The sequence below is a fragment of the Trichormus sp. NMC-1 genome, from assembly GCF_001858025.1.
Taxonomy (GTDB): Bacteria; Cyanobacteriota; Cyanobacteriia; order Cyanobacteriales; family Nostocaceae; genus Anabaena.
In genome coordinates this window covers 1,259,583-1,283,313 of the sequence record NZ_LZQD01000001.1, presented here as the reverse complement: position 1 = coordinate 1,283,313, position 23,731 = coordinate 1,259,583, and the positions used below count along the sequence as shown (strand labels likewise).

General features: G+C 40.1%; 21 protein-coding genes, 1 tRNA gene and 2 pseudogenes. 14 read left to right on the top strand and 10 right to left on the bottom strand.

The genetic code is table 11. The annotated features are described in order from the left end of the window. Positions 1–135: 135 nt before the first annotated feature. Positions 136–1,302 carry a 7,8-didemethyl-8-hydroxy-5-deazariboflavin synthase subunit CofH gene (gene cofH / locus A9Y75_RS05760; RefSeq protein ID WP_071188560.1) on the bottom strand — a complete coding sequence of 389 codons (1,167 nt, stop codon included), beginning with the start codon at positions 1,300–1,302 and terminating at the stop codon, positions 136–138. 421 nt (positions 1,303–1,723) lie between these two features. Between cofH and A9Y75_RS28285 the strand changes: the two genes are divergently transcribed. From A9Y75_RS28285 to rpsN (A9Y75_RS05750), 4 genes and pseudogenes are all read left to right on the top strand, one after another. Continuing rightward, a complete protein-coding gene (locus tag A9Y75_RS28285) occupies positions 1,724–1,885 on the top strand; it encodes a hypothetical protein (protein ID WP_177176114.1) in 162 nt (53 codons plus the stop codon). Between the two features lie 130 nt (positions 1,886–2,015). Further along, a pseudogene (gene rpsN / locus A9Y75_RS26215) lies at positions 2,016–2,234 on the top strand (30S ribosomal protein S14); the annotation flags it as partial. Between the two features lie 463 nt (positions 2,235–2,697). Further along, positions 2,698–3,939, top strand: coding sequence for a glycosyltransferase (locus tag A9Y75_RS05755; protein WP_071188559.1), 1,242 nt, complete (start codon positions 2,698–2,700; stop codon positions 3,937–3,939). 477 nt (positions 3,940–4,416) lie between these two features. After that, positions 4,417–4,719 (top strand): 30S ribosomal protein S14, encoded by a 303-nt coding sequence (rpsN, locus tag A9Y75_RS05750; RefSeq protein WP_071188558.1) that lies wholly within the window; start codon positions 4,417–4,419, stop codon positions 4,717–4,719. A 262-nt stretch (positions 4,720–4,981) separates the two neighbouring features. Here rpsN (A9Y75_RS05750) and A9Y75_RS05745 read toward each other — a convergent pair whose 3' ends face one another. Then, positions 4,982–5,311: a hypothetical protein gene (locus tag A9Y75_RS05745; RefSeq protein ID WP_071188557.1), complete on the bottom strand. Its 330-nt coding sequence runs from the start codon at positions 5,309–5,311 to the stop codon at positions 4,982–4,984. Positions 5,312–5,426: 115 nt separating this feature from the next. Between A9Y75_RS05745 and aat the strand changes: the two genes are divergently transcribed. Further along, the gene (gene aat, locus A9Y75_RS05740; protein ID WP_071188556.1) at positions 5,427–6,002 is read left to right on the top strand and encodes a leucyl/phenylalanyl-tRNA--protein transferase; all 576 of its coding nucleotides are present in this window, start codon (positions 5,427–5,429) and stop codon (positions 6,000–6,002) included. A 328-nt stretch (positions 6,003–6,330) separates the two neighbouring features. On the opposite strand, the gene A9Y75_RS05735 is transcribed toward aat, so the two are convergent. Together A9Y75_RS05735 and A9Y75_RS05730 are read right to left on the bottom strand one after the other, a co-directional pair. Beyond that, positions 6,331–7,146, bottom strand: a complete 816-nt coding sequence (locus A9Y75_RS05735; protein WP_071188839.1) for a DUF3598 family protein — start codon at positions 7,144–7,146, stop codon at positions 6,331–6,333. 197 nt (positions 7,147–7,343) lie between these two features. Further along, positions 7,344–8,243, bottom strand: coding sequence for an ABC transporter permease (locus tag A9Y75_RS05730; RefSeq protein WP_071188555.1), 900 nt, complete (start codon positions 8,241–8,243; stop codon positions 7,344–7,346). Between the two features lie 149 nt (positions 8,244–8,392). On the opposite strand from A9Y75_RS05730, the gene def reads away from it, so the two are divergent. The 5 genes from def (at position 8,393) to recJ (ending at position 13,212) form a co-directional block, all read left to right on the top strand. Continuing rightward, positions 8,393–8,956: a peptide deformylase gene (gene def / locus A9Y75_RS05725; protein ID WP_071188554.1), complete on the top strand. Its 564-nt coding sequence runs from the start codon at positions 8,393–8,395 to the stop codon at positions 8,954–8,956. Positions 8,957–8,968: 12 nt separating this feature from the next. After that, entirely contained in the window at positions 8,969–9,172 is a 204-nt protein-coding gene (locus A9Y75_RS05720; RefSeq protein ID WP_071188553.1) for a hypothetical protein, read from the top strand. A gap of 207 nt (positions 9,173–9,379) precedes the next feature. Further along, entirely contained in the window at positions 9,380–10,183 is an 804-nt protein-coding gene (locus A9Y75_RS05715) for a PD-(D/E)XK nuclease family protein (protein WP_071188552.1), read from the top strand. A gap of 14 nt (positions 10,184–10,197) precedes the next feature. Next, the gene (locus tag A9Y75_RS05710) at positions 10,198–10,842 is read left to right on the top strand and encodes a GNAT family N-acetyltransferase (protein ID WP_071188551.1); all 645 of its coding nucleotides are present in this window, start codon (positions 10,198–10,200) and stop codon (positions 10,840–10,842) included. A gap of 51 nt (positions 10,843–10,893) precedes the next feature. Continuing rightward, positions 10,894–13,212 carry a single-stranded-DNA-specific exonuclease RecJ gene (gene recJ / locus A9Y75_RS05705; protein ID WP_071188550.1) on the top strand — a complete coding sequence of 773 codons (2,319 nt, stop codon included), beginning with the start codon at positions 10,894–10,896 and terminating at the stop codon, positions 13,210–13,212. 85 nt (positions 13,213–13,297) lie between these two features. Here the strand turns inward: recJ and A9Y75_RS05700 are convergent, their stop codons facing one another. After that, positions 13,298–13,855: a 3'-5' exonuclease gene (locus tag A9Y75_RS05700; protein ID WP_071188549.1), complete on the bottom strand. Its 558-nt coding sequence runs from the start codon at positions 13,853–13,855 to the stop codon at positions 13,298–13,300. Between the two features lie 184 nt (positions 13,856–14,039). Beyond that, positions 14,040–14,486, bottom strand: coding sequence for a hypothetical protein (locus A9Y75_RS05695; protein ID WP_071188548.1), 447 nt, complete (start codon positions 14,484–14,486; stop codon positions 14,040–14,042). Positions 14,487–14,586: 100 nt separating this feature from the next. On the opposite strand from A9Y75_RS05695, the gene petN reads away from it, so the two are divergent. From petN to A9Y75_RS05685, 4 genes are all read left to right on the top strand, one after another. Beyond that, a complete protein-coding gene (gene petN, locus A9Y75_RS26210) occupies positions 14,587–14,673 on the top strand; it encodes a cytochrome b6-f complex subunit PetN (RefSeq protein ID WP_013189847.1) in 87 nt (28 codons plus the stop codon). Positions 14,674–14,680: 7 nt separating this feature from the next. Continuing rightward, positions 14,681–14,842: a hypothetical protein gene (locus A9Y75_RS28280; RefSeq protein ID WP_016951251.1), complete on the top strand. Its 162-nt coding sequence runs from the start codon at positions 14,681–14,683 to the stop codon at positions 14,840–14,842. Between the two features lie 455 nt (positions 14,843–15,297). After that, entirely contained in the window at positions 15,298–18,393 is a 3,096-nt protein-coding gene (locus tag A9Y75_RS05690; protein WP_236721334.1) for a GAF domain-containing protein, read from the top strand. Positions 18,394–18,834: 441 nt separating this feature from the next. After that, positions 18,835–19,047, top strand: a complete 213-nt coding sequence (locus tag A9Y75_RS05685) for a hypothetical protein (RefSeq protein WP_071188546.1) — start codon at positions 18,835–18,837, stop codon at positions 19,045–19,047. Between the two features lie 242 nt (positions 19,048–19,289). Here A9Y75_RS05685 and A9Y75_RS05680 read toward each other — a convergent pair. The 4 genes and pseudogenes from A9Y75_RS05680 to A9Y75_RS05665 form a co-directional block, all read right to left on the bottom strand. Further along, positions 19,290–19,363, bottom strand: a tRNA-Met gene (locus tag A9Y75_RS05680). 158 nt (positions 19,364–19,521) lie between these two features. Continuing rightward, the gene (locus tag A9Y75_RS05675) at positions 19,522–21,873 is read right to left on the bottom strand and encodes a peptidoglycan DD-metalloendopeptidase family protein (RefSeq protein WP_083389518.1); all 2,352 of its coding nucleotides are present in this window, start codon (positions 21,871–21,873) and stop codon (positions 19,522–19,524) included. Between the two features lie 809 nt (positions 21,874–22,682). After that, on the bottom strand, positions 22,683–23,144 hold the full coding sequence (locus A9Y75_RS05670) for a tRNA (cytidine(34)-2'-O)-methyltransferase (RefSeq protein ID WP_071188544.1): 462 nt from the start codon (positions 23,142–23,144) through the stop codon (positions 22,683–22,685). 285 nt (positions 23,145–23,429) lie between these two features. Beyond that, positions 23,430–23,731, bottom strand: a pseudogene (locus A9Y75_RS05665) (putative glutamate--cysteine ligase); the annotation flags it as partial.

Here is a 23,731-nt window from a genome sequence, read left to right as displayed (position 1 = left end):
GGGGACGCGGAGACACGGGGACACGGGGAAAGAAGACACGGGGACGCGGAGACACAGGGACACGGGGAAAGAAGACACGGGGAAAGAGGGACACGGGAACAATCTCTCCACGTTTTCTTCTTCCCCATCACCGCGTCACCGCGTCACCGCGTCCTCTTCTTCCCCCTCACCTATTTTCCGATACAAGGTGTCCCGTTGTTGATAAGGTCTTTCTAGGGATGCTATCGCACTTTGCAAGGTTTCCACTTCCATACAAGTACCACCTACAGCCCCTGCCATTGTGGTAATGTGTTCTTCCATCAATGTGCCACCGATATCGTTACAGCCCCAATTTAAAGCTTCTGTCGCACCACCTAAACCCAATTTGACCCAACTCGGTTGATGGTTAGGTATGCAATTTCCTAAATAAATTCGCGCTACAGCAGTTAATAACAGTGCATCAGCTAAAACTGGTTGATCTCTTCCCACACGACGACGTAAGGATTTGGGCGCTTCTTGGCCAACGAATGGTAAGACAATAAATTCCGTAATTTTAGCAGGGTATTCTTGCTCAATAGCATTTTGTTGGAGCGATCGCAATTTTTCTAAATGTCCAATTTGCTGTTCTGGGGTTTCAATATGCCCAGATAACATGGTACTAGTCGTATTTACACCTAATTTATGCGCCATACTGACTATTTCTAACCAAGTAGCCGTATCAATTTTTTCTGGACATAGTACCCTGCGTACCTCATCATCTAACACCTCTGCGGCTGTTCCTGGCATAGAACCGACACCAGCATCACGCAAAGCTGTAATTACCTCTGCATAGGAAATTCCATCCAATCTGGCGATAAACTGCACTTCTTGGGGAGAAAATGCGTGTAAATGCAAATGAGGAAACTCTCCCTTAATAGTTTCTACTAACTTGAGGTAATAAGGCAAAGATTTACCGTTGATTTGCGCTTGTGGGTGTAATCCTCCTTGCATACATATTTCTGTAGCTCCCCGACGCATCGCATCTGTAGATTTTTCGAGAATCTGCGCCCAATTTAACCAATAAGCATCAGTATCACCCTCATCCCGACGGAACGCACAAAAACTACAATGCTGCTCACAAATGTTGGTAAAGTTAATATTCCGGTTAATCACGTAGGTAACTGTGTCACCTACTTGGGTTTGACGGAGTTTGTCAGCAGTAGCTCGAATAGCTGCGATCGCTTCTGGGTCAGTCTGTTTTAGCAATAGTACTCCTTCAGAGGGAAATATATTATACCCCATCAAAGCCCGAACAAGAATTTCATCAATAGTTATAGTAAGCACAGTTCATCAAACATAAACTACTTATTTAACAATACCTTTGCCAAATTCAAAAAGCCTTGATTCGTAGGTTGGGTTGAGGCACGTTCGCGGAGCGTGGCGTATCTCTGCGCTCGCCGGAGGCATCAGCCATAACCCAACAAATGCGTTGGGTTTTGCTACGCTCAACCCAAGCTACAAAAAAATCGCACAGGTATTGATTTAATTGTGGCAATAAATTAAAAATTTAAACTTGTAATGTTATATTATTGACCAACCTTTTGATTATGGTTCAGTCTTGTCAAACATTTACTATTTAAGTTTAATCATAATCTATTAATTTTACTATTTTGTTCTATGGAATGGACTTTTAATTATTTCCATTACTGCGGGTTTGATGATTTTTTATTTATAGCCGTAGCCAAGGTAGTTAGGACATGAACTAATGATAAAACGTAGACACAAACAGACTTTCAACTCTGTCACCTGTCACCTGTCACCTGTCCCCTGCTATATATGCCTATTGGCTGATAGTTTTAGGAGCGTAGACATCGCTACTCAAAAGTTTACTTTGGGTTTTGGCTTGGGAAGGACAATTGAAATATAAAGTTGAGATCAATTATCCAAAACGATGATGCAGTAAAACTTTTCCAATACTTAACAGCAGAATAATCACTGGTGATCAGATAATGGGAGTAATGTTTTGACTAGTATATTTCAGCTAAAATATTTAGTATGACGAGTTCAAAAGTGCAGAATCTCCCCTAGATAAGCTGGAAATCCACCGCAAAATTCAACAACTACCCCGTAACAGTGCGCCTAACCGTCGTCGTAATCGTTGCTGGGTAACAGGTCGTCCTAGAGGAGTATACCGGGATTTTGGACTATCTCGGAACGTACTGCGCGAATGGGCGCACGAAGGTCTTTTACCTGGTGTTGTTAAATCTAGCTGGTAGTCAGTGGTCAGTAGTCATTAGTCCTTAGTCATTTACTATCAACCAATGACCAACGACCAATGACCAATGACCAATGACCGAAGAGGACGCGGAGAGTGGGAGACGCGGAGACGCGGAGAGTCGCCTGTGTCGGGCGTTCGATGCAAATGGTTTCAAGCCCCCGACTCGAGTCGTGGAGAAGAAAAAAGACATTCCTTGCTGGAATCCCCTGGCTTTAGACATGGGGTGTAAGAGTGTAAGAGTGTCTTCTTCAACAAATCATTTACTCTTATATTCCTTCTTTTCTGTTAAGAGTTCCCTGTTAAGAGTTCCCTGCCTCTACGAGTAAATATGCCTACGGCACGCTACCGCGAACAGGAATCAAACCGGATTCCTATATTATATATACCAATTTTGGCGATATTACTGTATAAATAGCTAAACTTTATACAGGCGATCCCGCAATTTCCAATTTACTGACTTTATGAATGCAAACTCATCGAACTCTCTGTTAACCGTTCCCTCTGGGGCATTAAAGATTCCTGAATATCCACCTAATGACGCGGTTAGAGACAATCCTGTACTTCTATCTTTGGTGATTCCCACGTATAAAGAGCGTGATAATATCCAGAAGGTGGTCAGTATCTTGAGCCGATTACTAGATGAAGCTATACCTGGTAATTATGAACTAATTGTAGTAGATGATGATAGCCCAGATTTAACTTGGGAAGTAGCGCAATCTCTGATGCCAGAGTATCCGCAGTTGCGGGTAATGCGACGTGAAGATGAACGAGGGCTATCTTCTGCTGTAATTCGTGGATGGCAAGCGGCTACAGGGAGTTTTTTGGGTGTGATTGATGGAGATTTGCAGCATCCACCAGAGGTGCTGACACAACTCTTGCAGAAAATGATAGATGGGGCAGATTTAGCCTTAGCTAGTCGTCACGTAGATGGTGGTGGTGTTAGTAGTTGGAGTGTGATTAGGCGCTTTTTATCTCGTGGGGCGCAGGTGTTGGGATTGATTATCTTACCAGGAGTACTGGGAAGAGTTTCTGACCCCATGAGTGGTTATTTTATGGTCCGACGGAGTGCGATCGCTAATAATACACTAAATCCCGTCGGCTATAAAATTCTTCTGGAAGTCATTGGACGAGGAAACGTCAGGGAAATTGCTGAAGCGGGTTATGTATTCCGTGAACGGACAGAAGGCGAAAGCAAAGTAACATCTAAGCAATACGTAGATTATATTCATCATTTAATACGCTTACGTGTATCTACTGGACGCTTAGGAAAAATTCGCAGAAAAGTGAATTTCCCTGTGAAGCGATTCCTGCGCTTTGGTGCAGTGGGACTAAGTGGAGTATTTGTCGATATGGTAATACTCTATTTACTTAGTGACCCAACAACTTTAGCTTGGCCTCTTACACGCAGTAAAATCTTCGCTGGGGAAATTGCTATTTTCAATAATTTTCTCTGGAATGATGCTTGGACATTTGCCGATGTATCCATGCAGCAAAAAGGTTGGAAGCTAAGATTAAAACGGTTTTTGAAGTTTAATGTGATTTGCTTGGCTGGGTTAGTATTAAATGTAGTCGTGTTGAATATGGTGTTTAATTTCCTGATTCCTAATCGCTACATTGCTAACTTTATAGCGATCGCAGTTGCAACTATTTGGAATTTTTGGGTGAACCTGAAATTAAGCTGGCGGGTAACTGAAGTAAAATAAGCCCTAAATCAATCAGCCTGAATTCTGCTGTATCAGTTCTTGATTCTGCACTTCTGAACTTCTCCTGGCCAATTTCCCTATAATGGTGATGGGCATTGTATGATGGGGTTAACAGCTAGTTAGTTTTTTACTAATAAAAGCTAACATATGCTCACATTTACTCAAGATTTATGTCTACAGTTCGACAGCCTCACTGACCACTCATTGACAGAAAAACTTGAGACTTTAATCCCTAAAGAGCTTGTCGCCTGCCTGTCGGCAGACAGGACAGAGAAAAAATGCTATTATTAATTGGTATTTTAGGTGATAACCAAGCCTAAATACTTAATAGTAGGGTGAGATACACCCAATCTTGAAGCCTGTGGACTAGACAGTGCCGACACTTCTAGGACGAAGCAGGAAAAAAAAGCTGGTTATTATTAGCATTAGTTAGCTTTTTTGTATCGGAATGGTGTCTTTAATTAGATTAGGGAATTCATGGCAAAGAAGAGCATGATTGAGCGCGAGAAAAAACGCGCTAAGTTGGTGGAACAGTATGCTGACAAGCGGGAAGCACTACTAGACGAGTTCAAAAGTGCAGAATCTCCCCTAGATAAGCTGGAAATCCACCGCAAAATTCAACAACTACCCCGTAACAGTGCGCCTAACCGTCGTCGTAATCGTTGCTGGGTAACAGGTCGTCCTAGAGGAGTATACCGGGATTTTGGACTATCTCGGAACGTACTGCGCGAATGGGCGCACGAAGGTCTTTTACCTGGTGTTGTTAAATCTAGCTGGTAGTCAGTGGTCAGTAGTCATTAGTCCTTAGTCATTTACTATCAACCAATGACCAACGACCAATGACCAATGACCAATGACCGAAGAGGACGCGGAGAGTGGGAGACGCGGAGACGCGGAGAGTCGCCTGTGTCGGGCGTTCGATGCAAATGGTTTCAAGCCCCCGACTCGAGTCGTGGAGAAGAAAAAAGACATTCCTTGCTGGAATCCCCTGGCTTTAGACATGGGGTGTAAGAGTGTAAGAGTGTCTTCTTCAACAAATCATTTACTGACCGCAACAACGATCAATTCCCAGACTTTCTAAGAGTAGATCGCTAACGGCGTTGGCGATCGCAAACTCTCCATAGAAGCTTTTAGAGAAATCAAATAACTGCATCTCTGTGACAATGGCAATTACCAGAGATCCCAAGTCATTTTCTCCTTCCATTCTTTGTCGCACAAAAATTTGTGCTGCACGCTGGGCAATATTCTGATTTACTACTTCTGGAATAAATTCTGCATCTAACCACCCTAGTAGTCGTTGTTGTAACCATTCGCCTTCTAGATGAGGATTTTCAGATGGTGGTAGGGTAATAGCTGGAATTGGCTCAGTCATCTTTGTATATATTAAATAGATTTTGTTGTCCAGGTTAATCTCAGAAAACCGCAAAAACAGGCTGATTGCAGCAATTTATGGTTTTCTGTAACTTTTTGTGCTGATTTGTTGAACTATGCAATATGATGTCGCTGCGATTATTCGAGGTTATGCTCAAGGTTATTTTCTCATGGCTGATGAGAGTGATAATTTAGGATGGTATGGAAGTAAAGAACGAACGTTGATTCCCCTAAATGAGAACTTTCGCTACCCCAAGTCATTGCAGCGTGTTCTCAACCAAGAGAGGTTCACAGTCGCAGTTAACCGTGACTTTCTAGGGGTGGTAGCTGGGTGTGCTAACCGCGAAACCACTTGGATTTCCCCAGAATTACAAAAGATTTATTGGCTACTTTACCAGACTGGTTATGCTTATAGTTTTGAAACTTGGCAAGGTGATAAACTAGCAGGAGGAATTTTAGGGATTGTTATTGGTGGCCTTTTTATTGGTGAATCGATGTTCTACAACATTCCTGAAGGTTCTAAAGTAGCGATGGTTAAATTGGTAGAAAGATTGCGCCAAAGGAATTTTATGTTGTTTGATGCACAAATGATGAATCCCCATTTGGCTAGATTTGGTGCTTATATAGTCAGTAATAAAGAATATGAGATATTACTCCAGCAGGCTTTACAACTTCCCTGTTCCTTGAAGTAATATCCTGTCGGGTTAAATGCTGATCATCAAGGACGACGCGGTGAGATTTTAATAATATTTGATTTTGGAAATATATGTAGGGTGGGCAATGCCCACCTTAAGAGACTTAAACCATTGAAACTTCAAAATATGACTTATACCAAATTAATATGAAGCTGCATAGAATAAAATATCAAGAAGAATCGACCGCAGATGGACGCAGATAAACACAGATAAAGATGGATCAATCTATGGATTTCAGGATTCTGTACAGCCTCACATAAAATTGGTATTACGCAGAAAAACTTAGAAAAGCAGGGGACTTAAACGCCCTGAATCAGTTAAATTCTCAATGAGAAGTAACGCGATTTTCTGTTACCAAGGTGAGGCTAATCCATGCACCTTTATCATCATAGTTGCGGATTAAACGTTGGCGTAACGTTGGTGTAATTAACCAACCAACTTCTAAAAATAAAGGTTGACGTAACTGTGCTTGTAAAGGAAAAGTTGCGGAAGCACCATTAGGTAAAAGTAATACTTGCACCTGCTTTTGGGGATTTTGATCAAAGAGGATAATTGCATCTTTGATAGTAGCAGTAGAGGTAATATTATATTCGCCAAAATGTGTATTTTGAATTAATTTACCAGTAGTATCAAGTTCTAGTTTTAAGGTTGTATAGAAGGTAGTGGGAGAACGCCAATCCGGGTAGATGGTAACAGCTTCACCCAGCCATTCTCCCAATAATTCGTCTACTTGCAAAGGTGGATTTTCTATTGCTTCCGTACCAGCTAAATGCTCACGAATCAAGGTGAGACTTTCTATTTTTCCATTTTTATCAAACAATTCCACTAGACGTAAGCGACGATTTTCATAAATTAAACCTAGTTCTGCACCAAATTCAGAAAATGGTCCTAGCTGCATGGAACCTTGAGAAAATGCCCCATTTTCAAAAAATAGTACACTTCTAGCTAGAGAATTATATTCTAAAACTTGTTCAGTGTTTCCTTGGCGAATCGTTTGACGGACTGTTTGATTATTGTTCAAGCCTTCTATAGAAACTACACTTTTGATATCTTCTAAAAGTTTACCTTGCGGTGAATAACGAGTAAATGAACCTTGCCATTCACCCAGATTTTGCAATAAGCATTCCCATTGTTTAGTCATGTTTTTATTGTTTATTATTTGTAAGTATTTAGGATAGAGAATACTCCAAGTCATGAGAATAAAGACTTTTCGAGTCAAATTTAATGATTTTGATAAAATTTTGCTTCTCTCTATTCTTCATTTCATAAGTATTCTGACTCCTGACTCTTGTACGGACGTATTGCAATACGCCCCTACTGACTCCTGAATTCTTACTATTATTTCGCAAAACGGTGAACAGCGAATAAGCTACCCATTAATCCGACGATGGCACCAAAGCCTAAAAGAATCAGAGGTAAGAGTAAAGTTTGCGCTGTTGTGAGTTGTACACCGTGGCTAATAAATTGGATAAACTCAGGTTGATTGGCTAGTAAGCGGTTGAGGAATTGTTGAGTTAGAGAAATGAAACTCCAAGCGATCGCACCACCTAGCAAACCAAAAGAAATTCCTTGTAAAATAAATGGTAGGTAAATCCAAGCAGAAGTAGCTCCCACCAATTGCATGATTTCAATTTCCCGTCGTCGTGCCATGACAATTAGACGAATAGTGGTGGTTGTCACTGCGATCGCTGTTAAAGTCAGAATAATCGTAATTGTTAAAGTAATCCAGTTTAGACCTTGGTGCAACTGAGCAATGCGTTTTACAGCTTCATCTACGTACTGCACCACATCCACTCCCTGCAACTTCGCTAACTCTGTCGCTAAAGAAGGTACAACTTGGGGATTTAAAGCTTTTACTTTCATTTCATCAACTAGCGGATTATCCCCTAGCTGCTGAGTAGCACCGTCAATATCAGCAATACCCAGTTCTTTAACTAACTTGATCCAAGCTTGTTCTTTGGTAATCACTTGCACCCCCACCACTGTCGGTATTTTCGCCACCAGAGGTTCAATATTTACAGCTTGAATTCCCGACTCCAGATAAACCGATAATTCCAACTGACTACCAAACTGGTTGAGGAGTTTTTCGACTTGCCAAGAAGTTTGCAAACTTAAGCCAAATAGAAATAATAATACTGTCACCGTACTAACAGCCGCCCAATTCATCCATCCTCCCCGCAGCAATCCCAGGAAAGTTTCTTTGAGCAGGTAGTCTAGTTTTGTGAAAAACTTAAACATTAGAAATAGTCATTGCTGATTGGTAATGGGTACAAACTAAAATTATTAGTGTTTTCTGTCAACTGTTTTCTATAGTCTGTTCTCTGTCACCTCCCAACTGACGATAGAATTGAATTAGTAAGACATTTATCATCAAGCCATCAACAATCATGCCCTCTGACATTGCTGTAGAGAAGAAAAAGTTAAAAAATCCACCTTTGCGACTTCACTATTTAGGCGATCGCGTTTTGCGTCAACCCGCAAAGCGTGTCACCAAAATAGATGACGAACTCCGTCAACTGGTGCGCGAAATGCTGCAAACTATGTACAGTGAGGATGGCATTGGTTTAGCTGCGCCCCAAGTTGGAATTAATAAACAACTCATTGTCATCGATTGTGAACCAGGCAAACCGGAGCATCCTCCACTTGTATTAATTAACCCCGTCATTAAACAAGTAAGCAGTGAACTCTGCGTTGCTCAAGAAGGCTGTCTGAGCATTCCCAAAGTTTATCTAGATGTCAAACGCCCCCAAGTGGTAGAAATTGCCTATAAAGACGAATATGGCCGTCCCCAGACATTAAAAGCTGATGACTTACTCGGACGCTGCATTCTACACGAAATGGATCACCTCAACGGTGTGGTGTTTGTAGACAGAGTAGAAAATTCCTTGACTTTAGCCCAGGAGCTATCTAAAAATGGCTTCTCGTATCAAGCAGTGAAACCAGTAGCATAGGGTGACAGATTCGTGTATTTAACTCCAAAAAGCGGTTTGTTTTTAGGCGGTGCTTGTGTAAGTGCGATCGCAGCGGTAGGTTCTGTATTTGAACTCAGTTATGGACAACCAGATTTAGGTGTCCAAACCACCGCAATTATCCTGGCTTTAAGTATTCCCATCACCGTATTATTTTTCTTGGGCGCAGTCAGAGATGCACGGGCTAACATGAAATAAGCATCAAGTATACAAAGAAAGGTAGAGGGATGAAAAAAAAATGCAAAATTCATTCTTTTACCTTTTATTTTTTTCCAACTATGTCAGTAATATAGCAACCGCCCAGGTGGTTAGGACATGAACTAATGATAAAACCTAGACACAAACAGACTTTCAACTCTGTCACCTGTCACCTGTCACCTGTCCCCTGTCCCCTGCTATAGAAGAATGCTATCAACTTCTACCCAACTATTGCGACTTTCCCAAGGACATCTCAACTTACTTGCAGCTTGTCCCCGCAAATTTCAGCATACCTATTTAGAACAACTCACCACTCCCGCAGATCCCCAACATGAAGAGTATCAAACTTTAGGTAGTCGCTTTCACCTGCTCATGCAGCAGCAAGAAATGGGTTTACCAATTAATAGTTTTCTGCAAACAGATGTTCAACTGCAAAATTGGATGACTGCTTTTGCTAAAGTTGCACCTGAAATTCTCAAACCTGACACAAATAACCAAACTTTTCGGGAAAGTGAACATTATCGTACTTTACAAATTCAAGATTTTTTACTGACAGTAATTTATGATTTATTAATTGCAGATCATCAGCAAGCACAAATACTTGACTGGAAAACCTATCGAAAACCACCCAATAAAACCTCTTTAGCTAAAAATTGGCAAACACGTCTTTATCTCTATGTTCTGGCAGAAACAAGCGAATATTTACCCGAAAATATATCTATGACTTACTGGTTTGTCCAAGCTCAAGGAAAACCACAAAATATTAAATTCGACTATAATTATCAACAACATCAACAAACAGAACAAGATTTAAATCAACTATTAACTCATTTAAATGAGTGGTTACAAAAATATCAACAAAATCAGCCATTTCCCCAAATAGCCGAATCTAAAAAAGCTTGTGAATTTTGCCAGTATGCTGTCAGATGTGAACGTCAAAAAGATAATAAAACAGAAATACTTACAAATTGTTTACCAAATTTTGAAAACATTCAAGAAATATCAATTTGATATTTATAGCAATTATGAAAACCTTTGATGAAACTGATGCTATTTATGTCCGGGAATTAGGAATTGATGATATCGCTCCTGTTTATCACCTAGGTGAAGAACTATTTACGAGCGAGTTATATCCTTACCTATACCGCACCTGGGATGAATGGGAAGTAATTGGACTTTACAACACAGATCCAGAATATTGCCTAGTTGCGGAAACAGAAGGTGAACTTTCGGGATTTATTTTGGGAACTATTATTGCTAAAGCATCTTGGAATTACGGTTACATTTTGTGGTTAGGTGTAAATCCCAAATTTCAACGTCGAGGTGTAGCAGATACATTAGTTGATAAAGTCGTTGCTAGAATGATTGAAGATGGAGCGCGGTTTATGTTGGTAGATACAGATCCTACTAATACCCCAGCCGTGAAATTTTTTAACCGCAAGGGTTTTGGTAATATCCGCCAGCATATTTTCCTATCAATGAATTTAAGTAAACACCCATATTATGGCAAACTCATTGATTACGAACATCAAAAAGCAGAAAGAGCAGGTTATAGACGTACACGCCCTGCTATTCGTCCTCGTAAATCAGAAGGAATTGCCGGTGAAGTAGTTCTTAATCCCTTAGTCAATGAATCTACAAATCATGTAATTATCGATCATGATTTATAAACTTTTAGTTTTTAGTTTTTAGTTTTTAATTTGGAATTTTGAATTGATAAAATGCAATGGATTCTGACAACAACTGAACAACCTCCTGAATGGTTTATCCAGACAGTTAAACATCATACATCCCTATCTAGTGGAATTTTTGCCGCCCAATTACTTTGGCAACGAGGTATACAAACTGAATTACAACTAGCCGCATTTGTAAACTATCAAACTTATCAACCAGCTAGTCCCTTTGAATTTGGACAAGAAATGTCTTTAGCGGTAAACCGGTTAAAAAAAGCGGCACAATCTTCTGAAAAAGTAGCCATTTGGGGAGATTTTGATGCTGACGGTATTACCTCAACTGCTATATTGTGGGATGGTTTAGGACAGTTTTTTGAACAAGATAGACAATTAACTTATTACATTCCCAACCGCTTAAAAGAATCCCACGGACTAAATCAATTAGGAATTGATAATTTAGCTCAACAAGGTTGTAAATTAATTGTCACTTGTGACACAGGTAGCACAAATATTGCAGAAATTATTTATGCACAGCAATTAGGTATAGATGTCATCGTTACAGACCATCATACTTTACCCCCTGAACGTCCTCCAGTTATTGCCATTATTAACCCGCGTTATTTACCCAAAGAACATCAGTTATTTCATCTTTCTGGAGTTGCGGTAGCTTATAAATTGGTGGAAGCATTATATGAAACTTTGCCAGATGTACCCCAATATCCATTAACTGATTTATTAGATTTAGTAGCGATAGGTTTAATTGCAGATTTGGTACAATTGACTGGTGACTGTCGTTATTTAGCGCAATTGGGAATTCAACAATTACACACAGATCATAAAAAAACAGTTACAGAAAAACGACGACCAGGAGTAGGAAAATTATTAGAATTATGCCAGAAAAATGGCGATCGCCCCACAGATATCTCCTTCGGTTTGGGACCAAGAATCAACGCTGTTAGTCGCATTCATGGTGACGCTAGTTTCTGTGTAGAATTACTAACTAGTCGAGATATTAAACGCTGTCATCAATTAGCAGAAGAAACAGAATTAGCCAATTCTCGCCGTAAGTCTTTACAAAAAGATGTCCAAGCCCAAGTAGCAAAAAAACTGACCCAATTGGATTTATCAACTACCAATGTCATTGTTTTAGAAGATCCACAATGGGCTGTAGGTGTATTGGGTTTAGTTGCTGGACAAATAGCACAGGAAACAGGCCACCCGACAATTTTGTTAAGTACAGAAAACTCTCTTTCTGACTCAGAAACTTCTGACAACTCAGCACTTTTAGCCCGTGGTTCAGCACGTTCGATTAATTCTGTTGATTTATATCAATTAGTTAAAGAACAAGCACATTTATTACATCGTTTTGGTGGACATCCTTTTGCAGCAGGTTTGAGTTTGTTAGTTGAGAATATTCCTTTATTTACAGATGCAATTAATCAAAAATTACGACAATCTTTAGGAGGAACAAATCTCGTACCCACAGTCCAAGCAGATTTAGTAGTAACTGTTGCAGATTTGGGAAAAGATTTATTTTTAGAACTCAAAGTTTTAGAACCATGTGGAATGGGAAATCCAATTCCTAAACTATTAATTAAAGACTGTTGGTTTGAAAATTCTTGGCATCGCAATCAGGAAGATTTTAAAGGTAATAAAATACAATATATTAAAGCCGAGTTCGAGATTCGGGATGATTCGAGTAACAGTCCTTTTCCTGGTATTTGGTGGGGACATTATAAAGACGATTTACCTATAGGTAAGTGTGATTGTATTGCCGAAATAGATTACAACAGCTATAAAAAACGCTATGAAATTAGATTAATTGCTGTACGTTCCTGTGTTGATTCAGAACTGAAAACTCAAAACTCAGCAATTATTTTAGACTGGCGAAATCAAGAGTATTCAGAACTAAGTAATAAAAACTCAGCGCTGATTATTAAAGATTGTCCCACTAATTGGGATGATTTGCGTGCATGGTTGAGAAAGTCGGTTTATAATCAACAACAATTAGTTATCGCTTGGCCGAAACCCCAAAACCCACCACCTAGGGAAGTTTGGCTGAATCTGGTAGGAATTGCTAAATACCTCAGCCGCACAAATCAACCAGTTACCCGCATACAACTTTTAGAAAAACTGAGTATCAGCGACCAAACATTACATTTAGGATTTAAAGCTTTAAAATATTTAGGGTTTACAATTCAACGTCAAGATCGTAATTTCCAAATTACCTGGAATACTAATAACGCTTCCGAAACTCTTGTTGATAATGCTATGAAGAAATTTTTATCTGCCGTCAAAGAAGAACAATTTCAGCGAGAATATTTCGCTACAGTTCCTCTATCTATTATTCAAAACAACGCCTTTTAAAATAATTCGTAATTCGGTTATTTCTCTCCGTGTCTCTCTATCTCCGTGTCCCCGCGTCTCCGCGTCCCCCTATCAGCACTAATGATTATTTCCAGAGACTTTTAGTAGTGTGCATATATCTGTAAATAGCGGCAATATTCCTAGCATCATCAATACCCCTGTGATGTGTACCTTGTAATTCCATGTTTAAATGTTTAAGGGCTTGTGCCATACCAAACTTATGAGATACACCTAAATATTCTGAAAATTCATTTTTGATATTTCTGTGTTCAGAACCAAACAGATAAGGAACATGATGAAATTTACAATCTTGTAAAAATTGCGATTTGTCGTAATTACCCCAAGAACAGAAGATATAATTAGGAAATGAATTCATCCATTCTGTTAATTTTGACATCACCTCTGGGAACTGGGGTGCTGCGTCAACTTGTTCCTGAGAAATACTAGTTAATTCTGTACAAAAAGCTGTAAGTTGAGGATTTCTTACAGGTTGAATAAATTGTTGGAACTCAGAATCAATTTCCCAAGTTTTTCTATTCAACATTACCGCCCCAATTTCGATAATTTCCATTTCGTGACGGGGAATGCTACGTTCATTACAACAAGTAGCTTCAAGATCAATGATGAGAAAATAGTCATTCATAAATAATTCAAAATTCAAAATTCAAAATTCAAAAGTAATTAGTGAATTTATAGTTACAGCAGATTGCAGATCAATGAGGTACAGAATCTAGATTGAAACTTATACACATTCGCCAGTTTTACTCTGACTCCTAACTCCTGACTCCTAACTCCTGACTCCTGACTCCTGCTGTATGGTAAAAACTTTAAGTTGAAGAAAAAGGTTTAAGCCACCCAAGTACGATAGCAGTATCTAGAACAAAAGCAGCAACAGCAAAGGATAATATACTTTCTCCCGATAATGTCAAAAAAGGCAGAATCGTGCCAGTATAATTCCAGCCCACTTCTATCTGAGTTAATCCCCGCACCAAGCCAAAAGCAAAGATACCACCAGTATTAAGGTGAGGATTTGTATCGGTGCGGATAATATAGCGATATGTAATACCAAATAGCAAACCAGAGAAGCCAGCTATGGCGCTACTTAGTAAAAATTGTAAATTAACTAAATTAGATTTATCCAGAATCAGTATGGGAAAGTACTTAGCCAGCACAAAACTATTTATAACACTGATAAAGAGAAAAGCTACTCCCACAGATAAACCGCCGATAATGCCTGCTTTTACCGATTCTACGCGTTCTGCCATTAGTTCCATAAACTTAGCAAGTTCCTCGAAATATAGTTAACAAATCAACTGCCTTTTCCCGGTATGATAAGTATTAGAGACGTTTTGTAATTATTTGAAAAGTGGAACTATGATTTTGACACTGGGTTGGGTATCACTGTTAGTTGTGTTCACTTGGTCGATTTCAATGGTAGTTTGGGGACGCAACGGACTATAGAGGAATCGTGGAAAATCCATTCCTGAGTATTTTGGCTTTGGTTGCCGTAGTGCTGCTAGTATCAGTTACAGGCGGTGTCGTTTATTTAACACTCGCTGATTGGCGCGATCGCCGTCGTCGAGAAGACGAAACACGCGAACTCCGACGCAGCACTGCCAAGCGAAGATGATTCTATTGCAGCCTATAGAGCGCTGTTTTCTGCTGTCATAAATATTTCGGTAGGGATGCGATCATATCGTGTCCCTATACTATATAAGTACTTCAGCCAAGTTAATTATACATTTTGCCAAAAAATAAAAATCTCTGTATTCCTTTACTGTTCCCTATTCCCTATTCCCTCCCCTAAATATGTAAATATGCAATTTATTTTGCACGAATACTTGTAAGTAAGTGGGCGTTAAAAAATATAATATAAACCTAACCCCCCAGCCCCCTTCCCTACTAGGGAAGGGGGAGTCAAAGCCTCTCCCCTGGTAGGGGAGAGGTTTGGAGAGAGGTTTTATATTTAATTGTGCCAAGTTACTTATACAGTTAACAGATACCAACATTTATTGTTACCTTAGAGAAGATAGAAGATAGTGGACTATATTAGGAATCTTGTGGGAAATGGAGAATTTTTTGATCATGGAACTGATAAAACCAACTTCCCAAACAGAATATCAGCTAGATATGAAATTTTCCCTGGATCAAGGAGAAAAACAAAAAGCTTTGTCTAGAGTAATAGCCCACATTCGTGAATCTCTAGATATAGAAACTATCTTTAAAATCACAGTTACCGAAGTACGTCAGTTGCTCAATACAGATCGGGTAGGGGTGTTTCGGTTTAATCCTAACTCGGCATGGGAAGGGGAATTTATCTACGAGGATGTAGGAACAGAATGGGTTCCAGCATTAGCTACCAAACTCAGAGATTGCTGCTTTGCAGTAAATTTTGCTGATATCTCTCAGGAAGAGAAAATCAGGGCAATATTTGACATTTGTGAAGATAATACCACTGATTGCCATCTTCAGATGTTGGAAAAATTTCAAGTCCGTGCAAATATAGCTGTCCCCTTGATTAAATGCAAGGATTTATGGGGATTGCTGTGTATTCATCATTGTAGTGGGTCTCGACAATGGGAAGCATCAGAAATTGAATTTGTACAATTAATTGCCGAACATTTGGGAGTTGCTTTACAGCAAGCAGATTACATAGAACAAATGAAACTACAATCTGCTCAACTTGCACAAGCGAAAGCTAGAGAAAAAGCAGCAGAATGGCAAAAAACCATAGCTAGAACTATCGAAAAAATTCGCCAGTCCCTAGATTTAGAAAGCATTTTCCGCACCACCACCGAAGAACTTAGACAACTACTGAATAGCGATCGCGCCGCTATTTATCGCTTCAATCCTGATTGGAGTGGTGAATTCGTGTTTGAATCTGTAACTCAAGGTTGGGTTACACTCATGCAAGAACAGTTACAACGACCAGAGTTAGGTGACAACATCAGCGAATGTAAATTAAAAGAATTAGTGGAACCTCTCACCGATACCTACCTACAAGATACAGGAGGTGGTCGCTTTGCTAAAGGTGAAGTATACCGTGTTTGTAATGATATTTATAATGCCGGATTTAGCGATTGTTACATCAAAGTTTTAGAAAGTTATCAAGCAAGAGCTTATATAATTGTTGCTATTCTTTATAATCATAAAATTTGGGGTTTGTTGGCAGTTTATCAAAACACAGGAACCCGCGATTGGCAAGAAGATGAAGTCTACTTACTCACCCAAGTTAGTTCACAATTGGGTGTAGCTTTGCAGCAAGCCGAATATTTGCAGAAAATGCAAAAACAAGCCGCAGAAATTAGCAAAGCAGCAGAACGGCAAAGAGCATTAGTGAATACTGTTGATAAAATTCGTCAGTCTCTGGATATTGACACCATCTTTAAAACCACTACTCAAGAAGTTAGAGGACTATTAGAAGTAGAAAGAGTGGCAATTTATCGCTTTTATCCTGATTGGAGTGGGGAATTTGTAGCTGATTCCATTTTAGATGACTGGACACCAATCATTAAGCCTCAACCGGTGAATGAAGGTGTTGTTTTACAAGGAACACAAGCCGGAAAGTATGCGCGAAATGAAGTTTTTGTTCCTATTTCCCAAGGTGAAAAGTTGTGGGGATTATTAGTAGCTTATCAAAACTCTCAACCCCGTTATTGGCAAGATGAAGAAATTAATTTGCTGGCACAAGTTGGTGTGCAATTAGGTGTAGCATTACAGCAAGCTGAGTCTTTACAACAAGTGCAAATTCAAGCCGAAAAATTGGCTAAAGCTGCCGAACGCGAACGGAAAGCGGCAGAAAGGGAAAAAGCTTTAGCGGCAACAGTGGAGAAAATTCGTCAATCTCTTGATCTGAATACTATTTTTGCTACTAGTACTCAAGAAGTCCTACGGCTATTAGAAGTTGACAGAGTGACAATTTACCGCTTTCAGCCTGATGGAAGTGGCGAATTTGTAGCGGAATCCTTAGCTTATGGTTGGACACCAATCTGGCAACTTGTGCCTGTAATTACCGATGATTTTCTCCAAAAAAACCAAGGAGGAGAATATGCTAATGGTAAAATTATTGTCGTTAAAGATACCTCTAACATAACTGATTTTAACCGTCATCTTGCCCTAATTACACCTAAAGAAGCGAGAGCATATATGATTGTGCCAATTTTTCAGGGAGAGCAACTCTGGGGATTATTGGCAGCTTATCAAAATACTGAACCTCGTGATTGGCAAGAAGATGAAGTAGATTTGCTGGTGCAAATTGGCTCTCAATTGGGAGTAGGACTCCAGCAAGCTGAATTACTCGAACGGACACAACGTCAAAAAGAAGAAATTACCCAAACTCTCAAGGAATTACAGCAAACTCAGAGTCAGTTAATTCAGAGTGAAAAAATGGCTGGCTTAGGGCAGTTAGTTGCTGGAGTCGCGCATGAAATTAATAACCCAATTAGTTTTATTTACGGTAATATACCCTACGTTAATAACCACACCGAAGATTTATTAACATTGCTGCGCCTTTATCAGAAAAACTATCCTCAGCCTATAGAAGAAATTCAAAACCAAGTAGCAGATGTAGATTTAGATTTTATCGCTGATGATTTGCCTAAAATTCTCAGTTCCATGATGAGCGGAGCAGATCGTATTCGTCAATTAGTACTTTCTTTACGAACTTTTTCTCGCCTTGATGAAGCTGAAAAGAAACCAATTAATTTGCATGAAGGCATCGATAGCACGCTTTTAATTTTACAAAATCGTCTGCAACCACAGACTAATTTTGCAGCTATTGAGGTAGTTAAGAAATATGATAATTTGCCTCCGGTATTCTGCTATGCAGCCCAGATGAATCAAGTGTTTATGAATGTTATTAATAACGCTATTTGGGGAATAGAACAATCATTAGCATCGGGAAAATTAACTGACAATCCTCAAATTTGGATTTCTACTGAAGTGACAAATAAAAATTCTGTTGTGATTCGTATTGCTGATAATGGTTGTGGCATTCCTAAAGGTATGGAATCGCGCATTTTTGAGCCTTTCTTTACTACTAAGGAGCCTGGACAAGGTACTGGTTTAGGATTATCTGTCAGCTATCAAATTATTGTAGAAAAACACGGTGGTCAAATTAAGTGTTCTTCTGAACCTGGGAATGGTTCTGAGTTTTGGATTGAAATTCCCATGAGTCAGTAAGTAGAAATACTAGGCAGCATTTTCTGGTACTTTAGTGATCATCAAACAAATTTTGCTGTTCCTAGGTAGCTAAAATCTAAAATGTATATTTTTAGGACTTACGCATTGACAAAGTTGATCAAATATGAATTATGGATTTTATCTCTTCTCTGGTGCGTCAGACCGGATAATTTGCCCACAGTTAACAAAATTTTGCCATCTGACGCACCCTACTAATATGCCGGAAATAACTAATTCCCGTTAATACAGATGATGTCTAATTTGTATAGTGCGTAAGTCCTAATTTTGTATAATTAAAAATATCTATATCAATTAGCATTTGCGAGTATTTCGTTACCATACTGAATATTGACGAGTAACTTATTATTTTATATTATTAAAATAAGTAAAAGAGTATCGGTTGTTAGCTTTTAGAAAGCTTTCGCATGAGGGAATTTAAAGATGAAACGCTATATGCCTTTGATACTCATTGGCTGTTTGCTGTTTGTGGCAGGAGGAGATAAAGTGTTTCCTGGTTCATTAGGGCAAGCCAGCACTCATACGCGCCTAGCCATGAACAAATTTTTTATTGGCTTGTTTCCTTCTTGGAGACCGAAGACAAACCCCTACGCACGGACAGAGAAACAACTGCGAGAAACAGAAGAAAAAAAGTAGCTTGTGTTCACCTGGGCTGGCTACAGTTGGGGTCTAATAAGAGTCTGTTCCTGTAGATTACCGTAGGTATCAACAATCAATTAAGCCTGTTGATAACAACCTTTTTTCAAACTTTTTTGGAGGAACATCGCCCTGTCGAATATTTAGCCGAATTGTAAAAGTAAGATATTTAATGCAAAAGCCGTATAGTCCTGAAAGTTTGACCATCGGCTGCTATGCTGACAAATATTATATGTGTTAAATGGCTCAGGTCAGATTTGAACTGACGACCCCAGGCTTATGAGTCCCGTACTCTAACCAACTGAGCTACTGAGCCGTGTTTTTTTATCAACTTCTATTAAGATAGCATACAAATTTAGCGATCGCAATTCCCAAAACAAATTTTTTTTCCAAAATAAAAGAGGGAGTCAAACTCCCTCCAACAAACAAGGCAATTACTCAAGGCAATTACTGAGTTAACAGACAGAAAAGTATTTACAGGCGTGCCTGTGTCCGTGATGGCAGGAAAGCAATGGGGTTAACTGCTCCTTTACCTGCTGGATGAACTTCAAAATGGGTGTGGGGACCAGTGCTAAAGCCAGTGCTACCCATAGCAGCAATTGTCTGTCCTTGTTCCACTTCTTGACCTACTTGTACTAAAACTCGGCTGTTGTGAGCATAGCGGGTCATGCTGCCATCATGATGGCGGATTTCAACTAAAATGCCAAAACCACCGTTATTCCACCCGGCTTTTTCCACTACACCAGGAGCAGATGCGTAGATTGGTGTACCAACGCCGTTAGCAATATCAATACCCCTGTGCATTCTACCCCAGCGCCAGCCATAACCAGAGGTAAGAACGCCCTTGGCTGGCCAGATATAAGATGAGGAAGAAGTAGATGGGGGATTAGTATTTGGATCAACAGATCTAGGTAAGTATATATCCACAGATGCCAAAGGTGGCAAGGCGGGAGACACGCGAGTTCCTCGCAATTTACCTAAAGAGTCAGTAGCAGTAACACCTGCGGGGGGGACTGTTAACCTAATACCAGCGGAATTGCGATGGGAATATGCTGGGGCTGCTGTTTGATTTTTCAGAAATTCCGGGTTAATTGGCTCGTTAGTGGGACGAGTAGCACGGAATAGAGGCTTAACAGGTTTTTCGCTGTAACTCGGTAATATCGGTTGAGGTACAGGAATCGCCACGGAATTTCGTTGGGAATTAACGGATTCAGTGGCGAAATTCTTGGTTCTCTGCACAGCAATCGAGCGGGCTGTATTATCAGTTTCCCTGACTGTTGGCACAATTACACTAGACTCTTGAGATCTACCAGATTGTTGAGCGCGGTATTTTTCGCGTAGTCTCTCTATTTCGGCTTGTAAACTGGTGAGACGCTCATTACCTTTAGCCCTAGCTACCTTTTGGGATGGTTTTTGCCCTGTTTGAGTTCTCGTAACACGATTGCCTATGGGAATATCACCACCGATACCATAAGATGTAGAAGGAGTAGGGTCAGTCTCTGGAGTTTGAATTTGAAGCTGATTCTCCCTAGCCGCTGGCACGGGGATGGTAATACTGTTGGTAATTGCAGGGGTGTTTGCCTGAAGCTGATTATCCTCAACTACGGGAATGGGAATAGCAACGCTGTTCTTGTTTGCAAATACTGGTGATTGTGAACCTACAGTAAGATTGGTATCTAATTTAGGCTTACTCACAGGAGAACTAGCAACTGTGGGCATACTGCTAGGCTGGACAAAATTAGGCTGAATTGCTACAGTAGGCTGGTTGAAACGGCTACGCTCCCCGCTAACAGCAGGAATAATCAGTTTTTGACTGATTTGCAGTTCATTGGGATCGTTGAGATTATTAGCTTTGATTAGTTCTGAGACTGAAGTACCGTAATTGGTAGCGATTTCGGCTAATGTATCTCCTGGTTTAACCTCGTAGGTGAAGAGAGGTAATTGAGCAACAACTGTAGGTGCGGCAGGTGCAGGTGTCATGACCTTCTGCACTGGCTCACTTGTATCTTTGTCCTGTTTGAGCCTGGATACCAGGCTGACTTGGCTGGGGTTAGTCAAATCTTGTGACTGTACTGCTACCGTTTGATCAGCTACTTTTGTTGGCTGTGCCTGTTCAATACCAGATTTTGATAAATTGTTGGTCTCCTCAGACCGCAACTCCGCCAGACTATTTCTTAAACGGTTCGATTTTTCCTGTAAGCGATTGAGAGCGAACTCTTGCTGCGCTTTCAGTTGGACATTCACATCATTGCTGATTGTGCTTGCTGTTTCTACAGTTACGGCTGTAGGTTGACTGCCAACAACAATTTGATTGGGAGAAAATTGTTGTGTTGTCTCAGGTAGCTGATTAGCTGTTGGTAATGTGGATTGAACTGAGTTATTTCTCAATTCCGATGCTATTTGTGGTTGTAAGTAGATAGCATTTTTTTCAGTTTCTGAGACCGGAATTTTGACAGCCATTTCTTTGACTGCAATTGGCCATTTAGCTTCAAGCCCAGGCACTTGCGAAACTGCTGTTGGTTCCACGATGACAGGATTTTCAGGCACGCTCGCTGATGAGACGGCTTGGGACTCCAGCTTTGTGGCTACAAACTTTACCTCAGCCCCAGAAGCAGCCGGAATCGTTGAGGCTGCTTTTTGACTGCCAACAGGAGCCGCGGCTTGGGCTTGATCGCTTTGTCGAGTCACCAAAAGGCTGGTTGCGCCCATTGAGATTGCCAAGCCAATCATAGCGGCTTGGGTTCGCGTCCGGCGGGTTTGTTTGGGGTTAACCTCATTTAAATGCCCTACCGGGGCATCATCACTGTTAGGGGTATTGTTCAACACAGCCTTTACTCTCTTTTTCAATGCTCGTTTCAAAGACGACCTCCTAATGATCACGCTTCGCTTAACTGACCTTGATTTTTCAAGTTGGATATTAATCAATGATTGAGATCACATCAAACGATATATCAAGATCACATTCATCAGAGATACTTAGGCAAGATTAACCTGCTTCTCTGATTTAGACAAGTTCATACTTGTTAGTAAACCTTAAAATTTGTGTGCTGATTTGTTTGTTACCACTCCTCATAAAACCAGAAATGTTCGTTCTTGACAGTTATCTTGCTGATTTTGCTCTTAAAGCGGGGACTAGACAAATATGATATTTGCTGAGTCCACGAGCGCTGTTAGGGGTTGTTCTGCGGTGATTTCTGGAAAGACGATTATCCTGCTGTAGATATTTTCTAGATTTTTTTATCCAATCAGTCTTATCAACACGAGACTTTACGTCGTTTATTCCCTAAAAAACAACCGTACAAATTCGCACTCAGATAGGAATCAGATGATTGTGTCACCGGATACAAATAGCCAAGATTCTCTCCAGTCAAGGTTTTTGACGATTTTATCTCTCATATAGAAATAATCTTAATTTACTAAAATCTATCATTGACAATTGGTAAAGACTCAAAGCTAATATACAAATTTCTTATATTAGCCATGCCAAACTCAATGGCATTTTTTTATATAAGTTGATAGGTTGTAGAAATTTTAGTTTAAGTAACAAGAATTTTAAGTAAATTCACGCACTGTATTACTTTTAAGCACTTTTGGCTTGGGGAATAAAACCGTTTTTATACTTAAAAAAGTATTAATTATTGTAAATAGCCTAACTGACGGCGGGATTCAAACAAACTGATTGCTACACTTACGGATAAATTCAAACTACGAACTCCAGGTTCAGTCATGGGAATGTGGAGAATGGAGTCACAGGTTGAGAGAACAAGTGGTGGTAAGCCTTGGGTTTCACTACCAAATAGCAGCCAATCATCGGCTTGAAATTGGAACTGGGTATAGTTAACGCTGCCACGAACGCTAAAACCTAACAATCTGCCTCCACGCTGGTGATGGATGATTTGGAATGCTTCTAGGGATTCATGATAGTGGAGTTTGACATAAGGCCAGTAATCTAAACCGGCTCTTTTGAGGTAGCGATCGCTAATTTCAAATCCTAAGGGTCCTACTAAATGTAACTCTGTGCCTGTAGCGGCGCAAGTACGGGCAATATTGCCTGTATTGGGAGGAATTTGTGGGTTAACTAGAACTACCTGAGGCATGGTCACGAAAAGTTAATAATTCTATAGAATACTGTAGCGTAGCTAGAAAATCTACCGATAGATAGAGATAGATAACCGATAGGTTTTGTTAATAGCCCAGAAAAAATCACCAGGGATTAAATTTTTAAAACGAAGAAAATGGGGATTGGGGTGATGGGGTGATGGGGTGATGGGGAGACGCGGAGATGGGGAGACGCGGAGACGCGGAGATGGGAAAGAATATTTAATCTTTTTCTTGTTCCCTGTTCCCTGTTCCCTGTTCCCTGTTCCCTGTTCCCTGAGAAATTAAGCCAATAGAGAAGAACACAACTTGTTTTCTAGTTCCAGTTCCCGTTCTTGGGTGGCAATAATTGCTTGGGTAATGACTTGTTGAGAGTCTACACCGACTTTGTGTAACTGTAACCACTGTTGGGCTTCATTGCCTTCGCGGAGGATTTTTTGCAAGGGGGAAAGGAAACAGCCGAAGCCTTGTTGTTTAGCTATTCCCCAAACTTTTTGGTATAGTTCTGCAATCCAATCTCTGGCGAGGATGTTACTACCATCTTGCCAATGTTGCAACGGAGCATCAAGACTCGCTGTGGCGGCTG

What these genes read in the sequence shown, in the direction of transcription:
- A9Y75_RS28285 (WP_177176114.1), top strand. Translation starts at nt 1,724, where the DNA reads ATGATAAAACGTAGACACAAACAGACTTTCAACTCTGTCACCTGTCAC.
- A9Y75_RS05755 (WP_071188559.1), top strand. Translation starts at nt 2,698, where the DNA reads ATGAATGCAAACTCATCGAACTCTCTGTTAACCGTTCCCTCTGGGGCA.
- rpsN (WP_071188558.1), top strand. Translation starts at nt 4,417, where the DNA reads ATGGCAAAGAAGAGCATGATTGAGCGCGAGAAAAAACGCGCTAAGTTG.
- A9Y75_RS05745 (WP_071188557.1), bottom strand. Translation starts at nt 5,311, where the DNA reads ATGACTGAGCCAATTCCAGCTATTACCCTACCACCATCTGAAAATCCT.
- aat (WP_071188556.1), top strand. Translation starts at nt 5,427, where the DNA reads ATGCAATATGATGTCGCTGCGATTATTCGAGGTTATGCTCAAGGTTAT.
- A9Y75_RS05735 (WP_071188839.1), bottom strand. Translation starts at nt 7,146, where the DNA reads ATGACTAAACAATGGGAATGCTTATTGCAAAATCTGGGTGAATGGCAA.
- A9Y75_RS05730 (WP_071188555.1), bottom strand. Translation starts at nt 8,243, where the DNA reads ATGTTTAAGTTTTTCACAAAACTAGACTACCTGCTCAAAGAAACTTTC.
- def (WP_071188554.1), top strand. Translation starts at nt 8,393, where the DNA reads ATGCCCTCTGACATTGCTGTAGAGAAGAAAAAGTTAAAAAATCCACCT.
- A9Y75_RS05715 (WP_071188552.1), top strand. Translation starts at nt 9,380, where the DNA reads ATGCTATCAACTTCTACCCAACTATTGCGACTTTCCCAAGGACATCTC.
- A9Y75_RS05710 (WP_071188551.1), top strand. Translation starts at nt 10,198, where the DNA reads ATGAAAACCTTTGATGAAACTGATGCTATTTATGTCCGGGAATTAGGA.
- recJ (WP_071188550.1), top strand. Translation starts at nt 10,894, where the DNA reads ATGCAATGGATTCTGACAACAACTGAACAACCTCCTGAATGGTTTATC.
- A9Y75_RS05700 (WP_071188549.1), bottom strand. Translation starts at nt 13,855, where the DNA reads ATGAATGACTATTTTCTCATCATTGATCTTGAAGCTACTTGTTGTAAT.
- A9Y75_RS05695 (WP_071188548.1), bottom strand. Translation starts at nt 14,486, where the DNA reads ATGGAACTAATGGCAGAACGCGTAGAATCGGTAAAAGCAGGCATTATC.
- petN (WP_013189847.1), top strand. Translation starts at nt 14,587, where the DNA reads ATGATTTTGACACTGGGTTGGGTATCACTGTTAGTTGTGTTCACTTGG.
- A9Y75_RS05690 (WP_236721334.1), top strand. Translation starts at nt 15,298, where the DNA reads ATGGAACTGATAAAACCAACTTCCCAAACAGAATATCAGCTAGATATG.
- A9Y75_RS05685 (WP_071188546.1), top strand. Translation starts at nt 18,835, where the DNA reads ATGAAACGCTATATGCCTTTGATACTCATTGGCTGTTTGCTGTTTGTG.
- A9Y75_RS05670 (WP_071188544.1), bottom strand. Translation starts at nt 23,144, where the DNA reads ATGCCTCAGGTAGTTCTAGTTAACCCACAAATTCCTCCCAATACAGGC.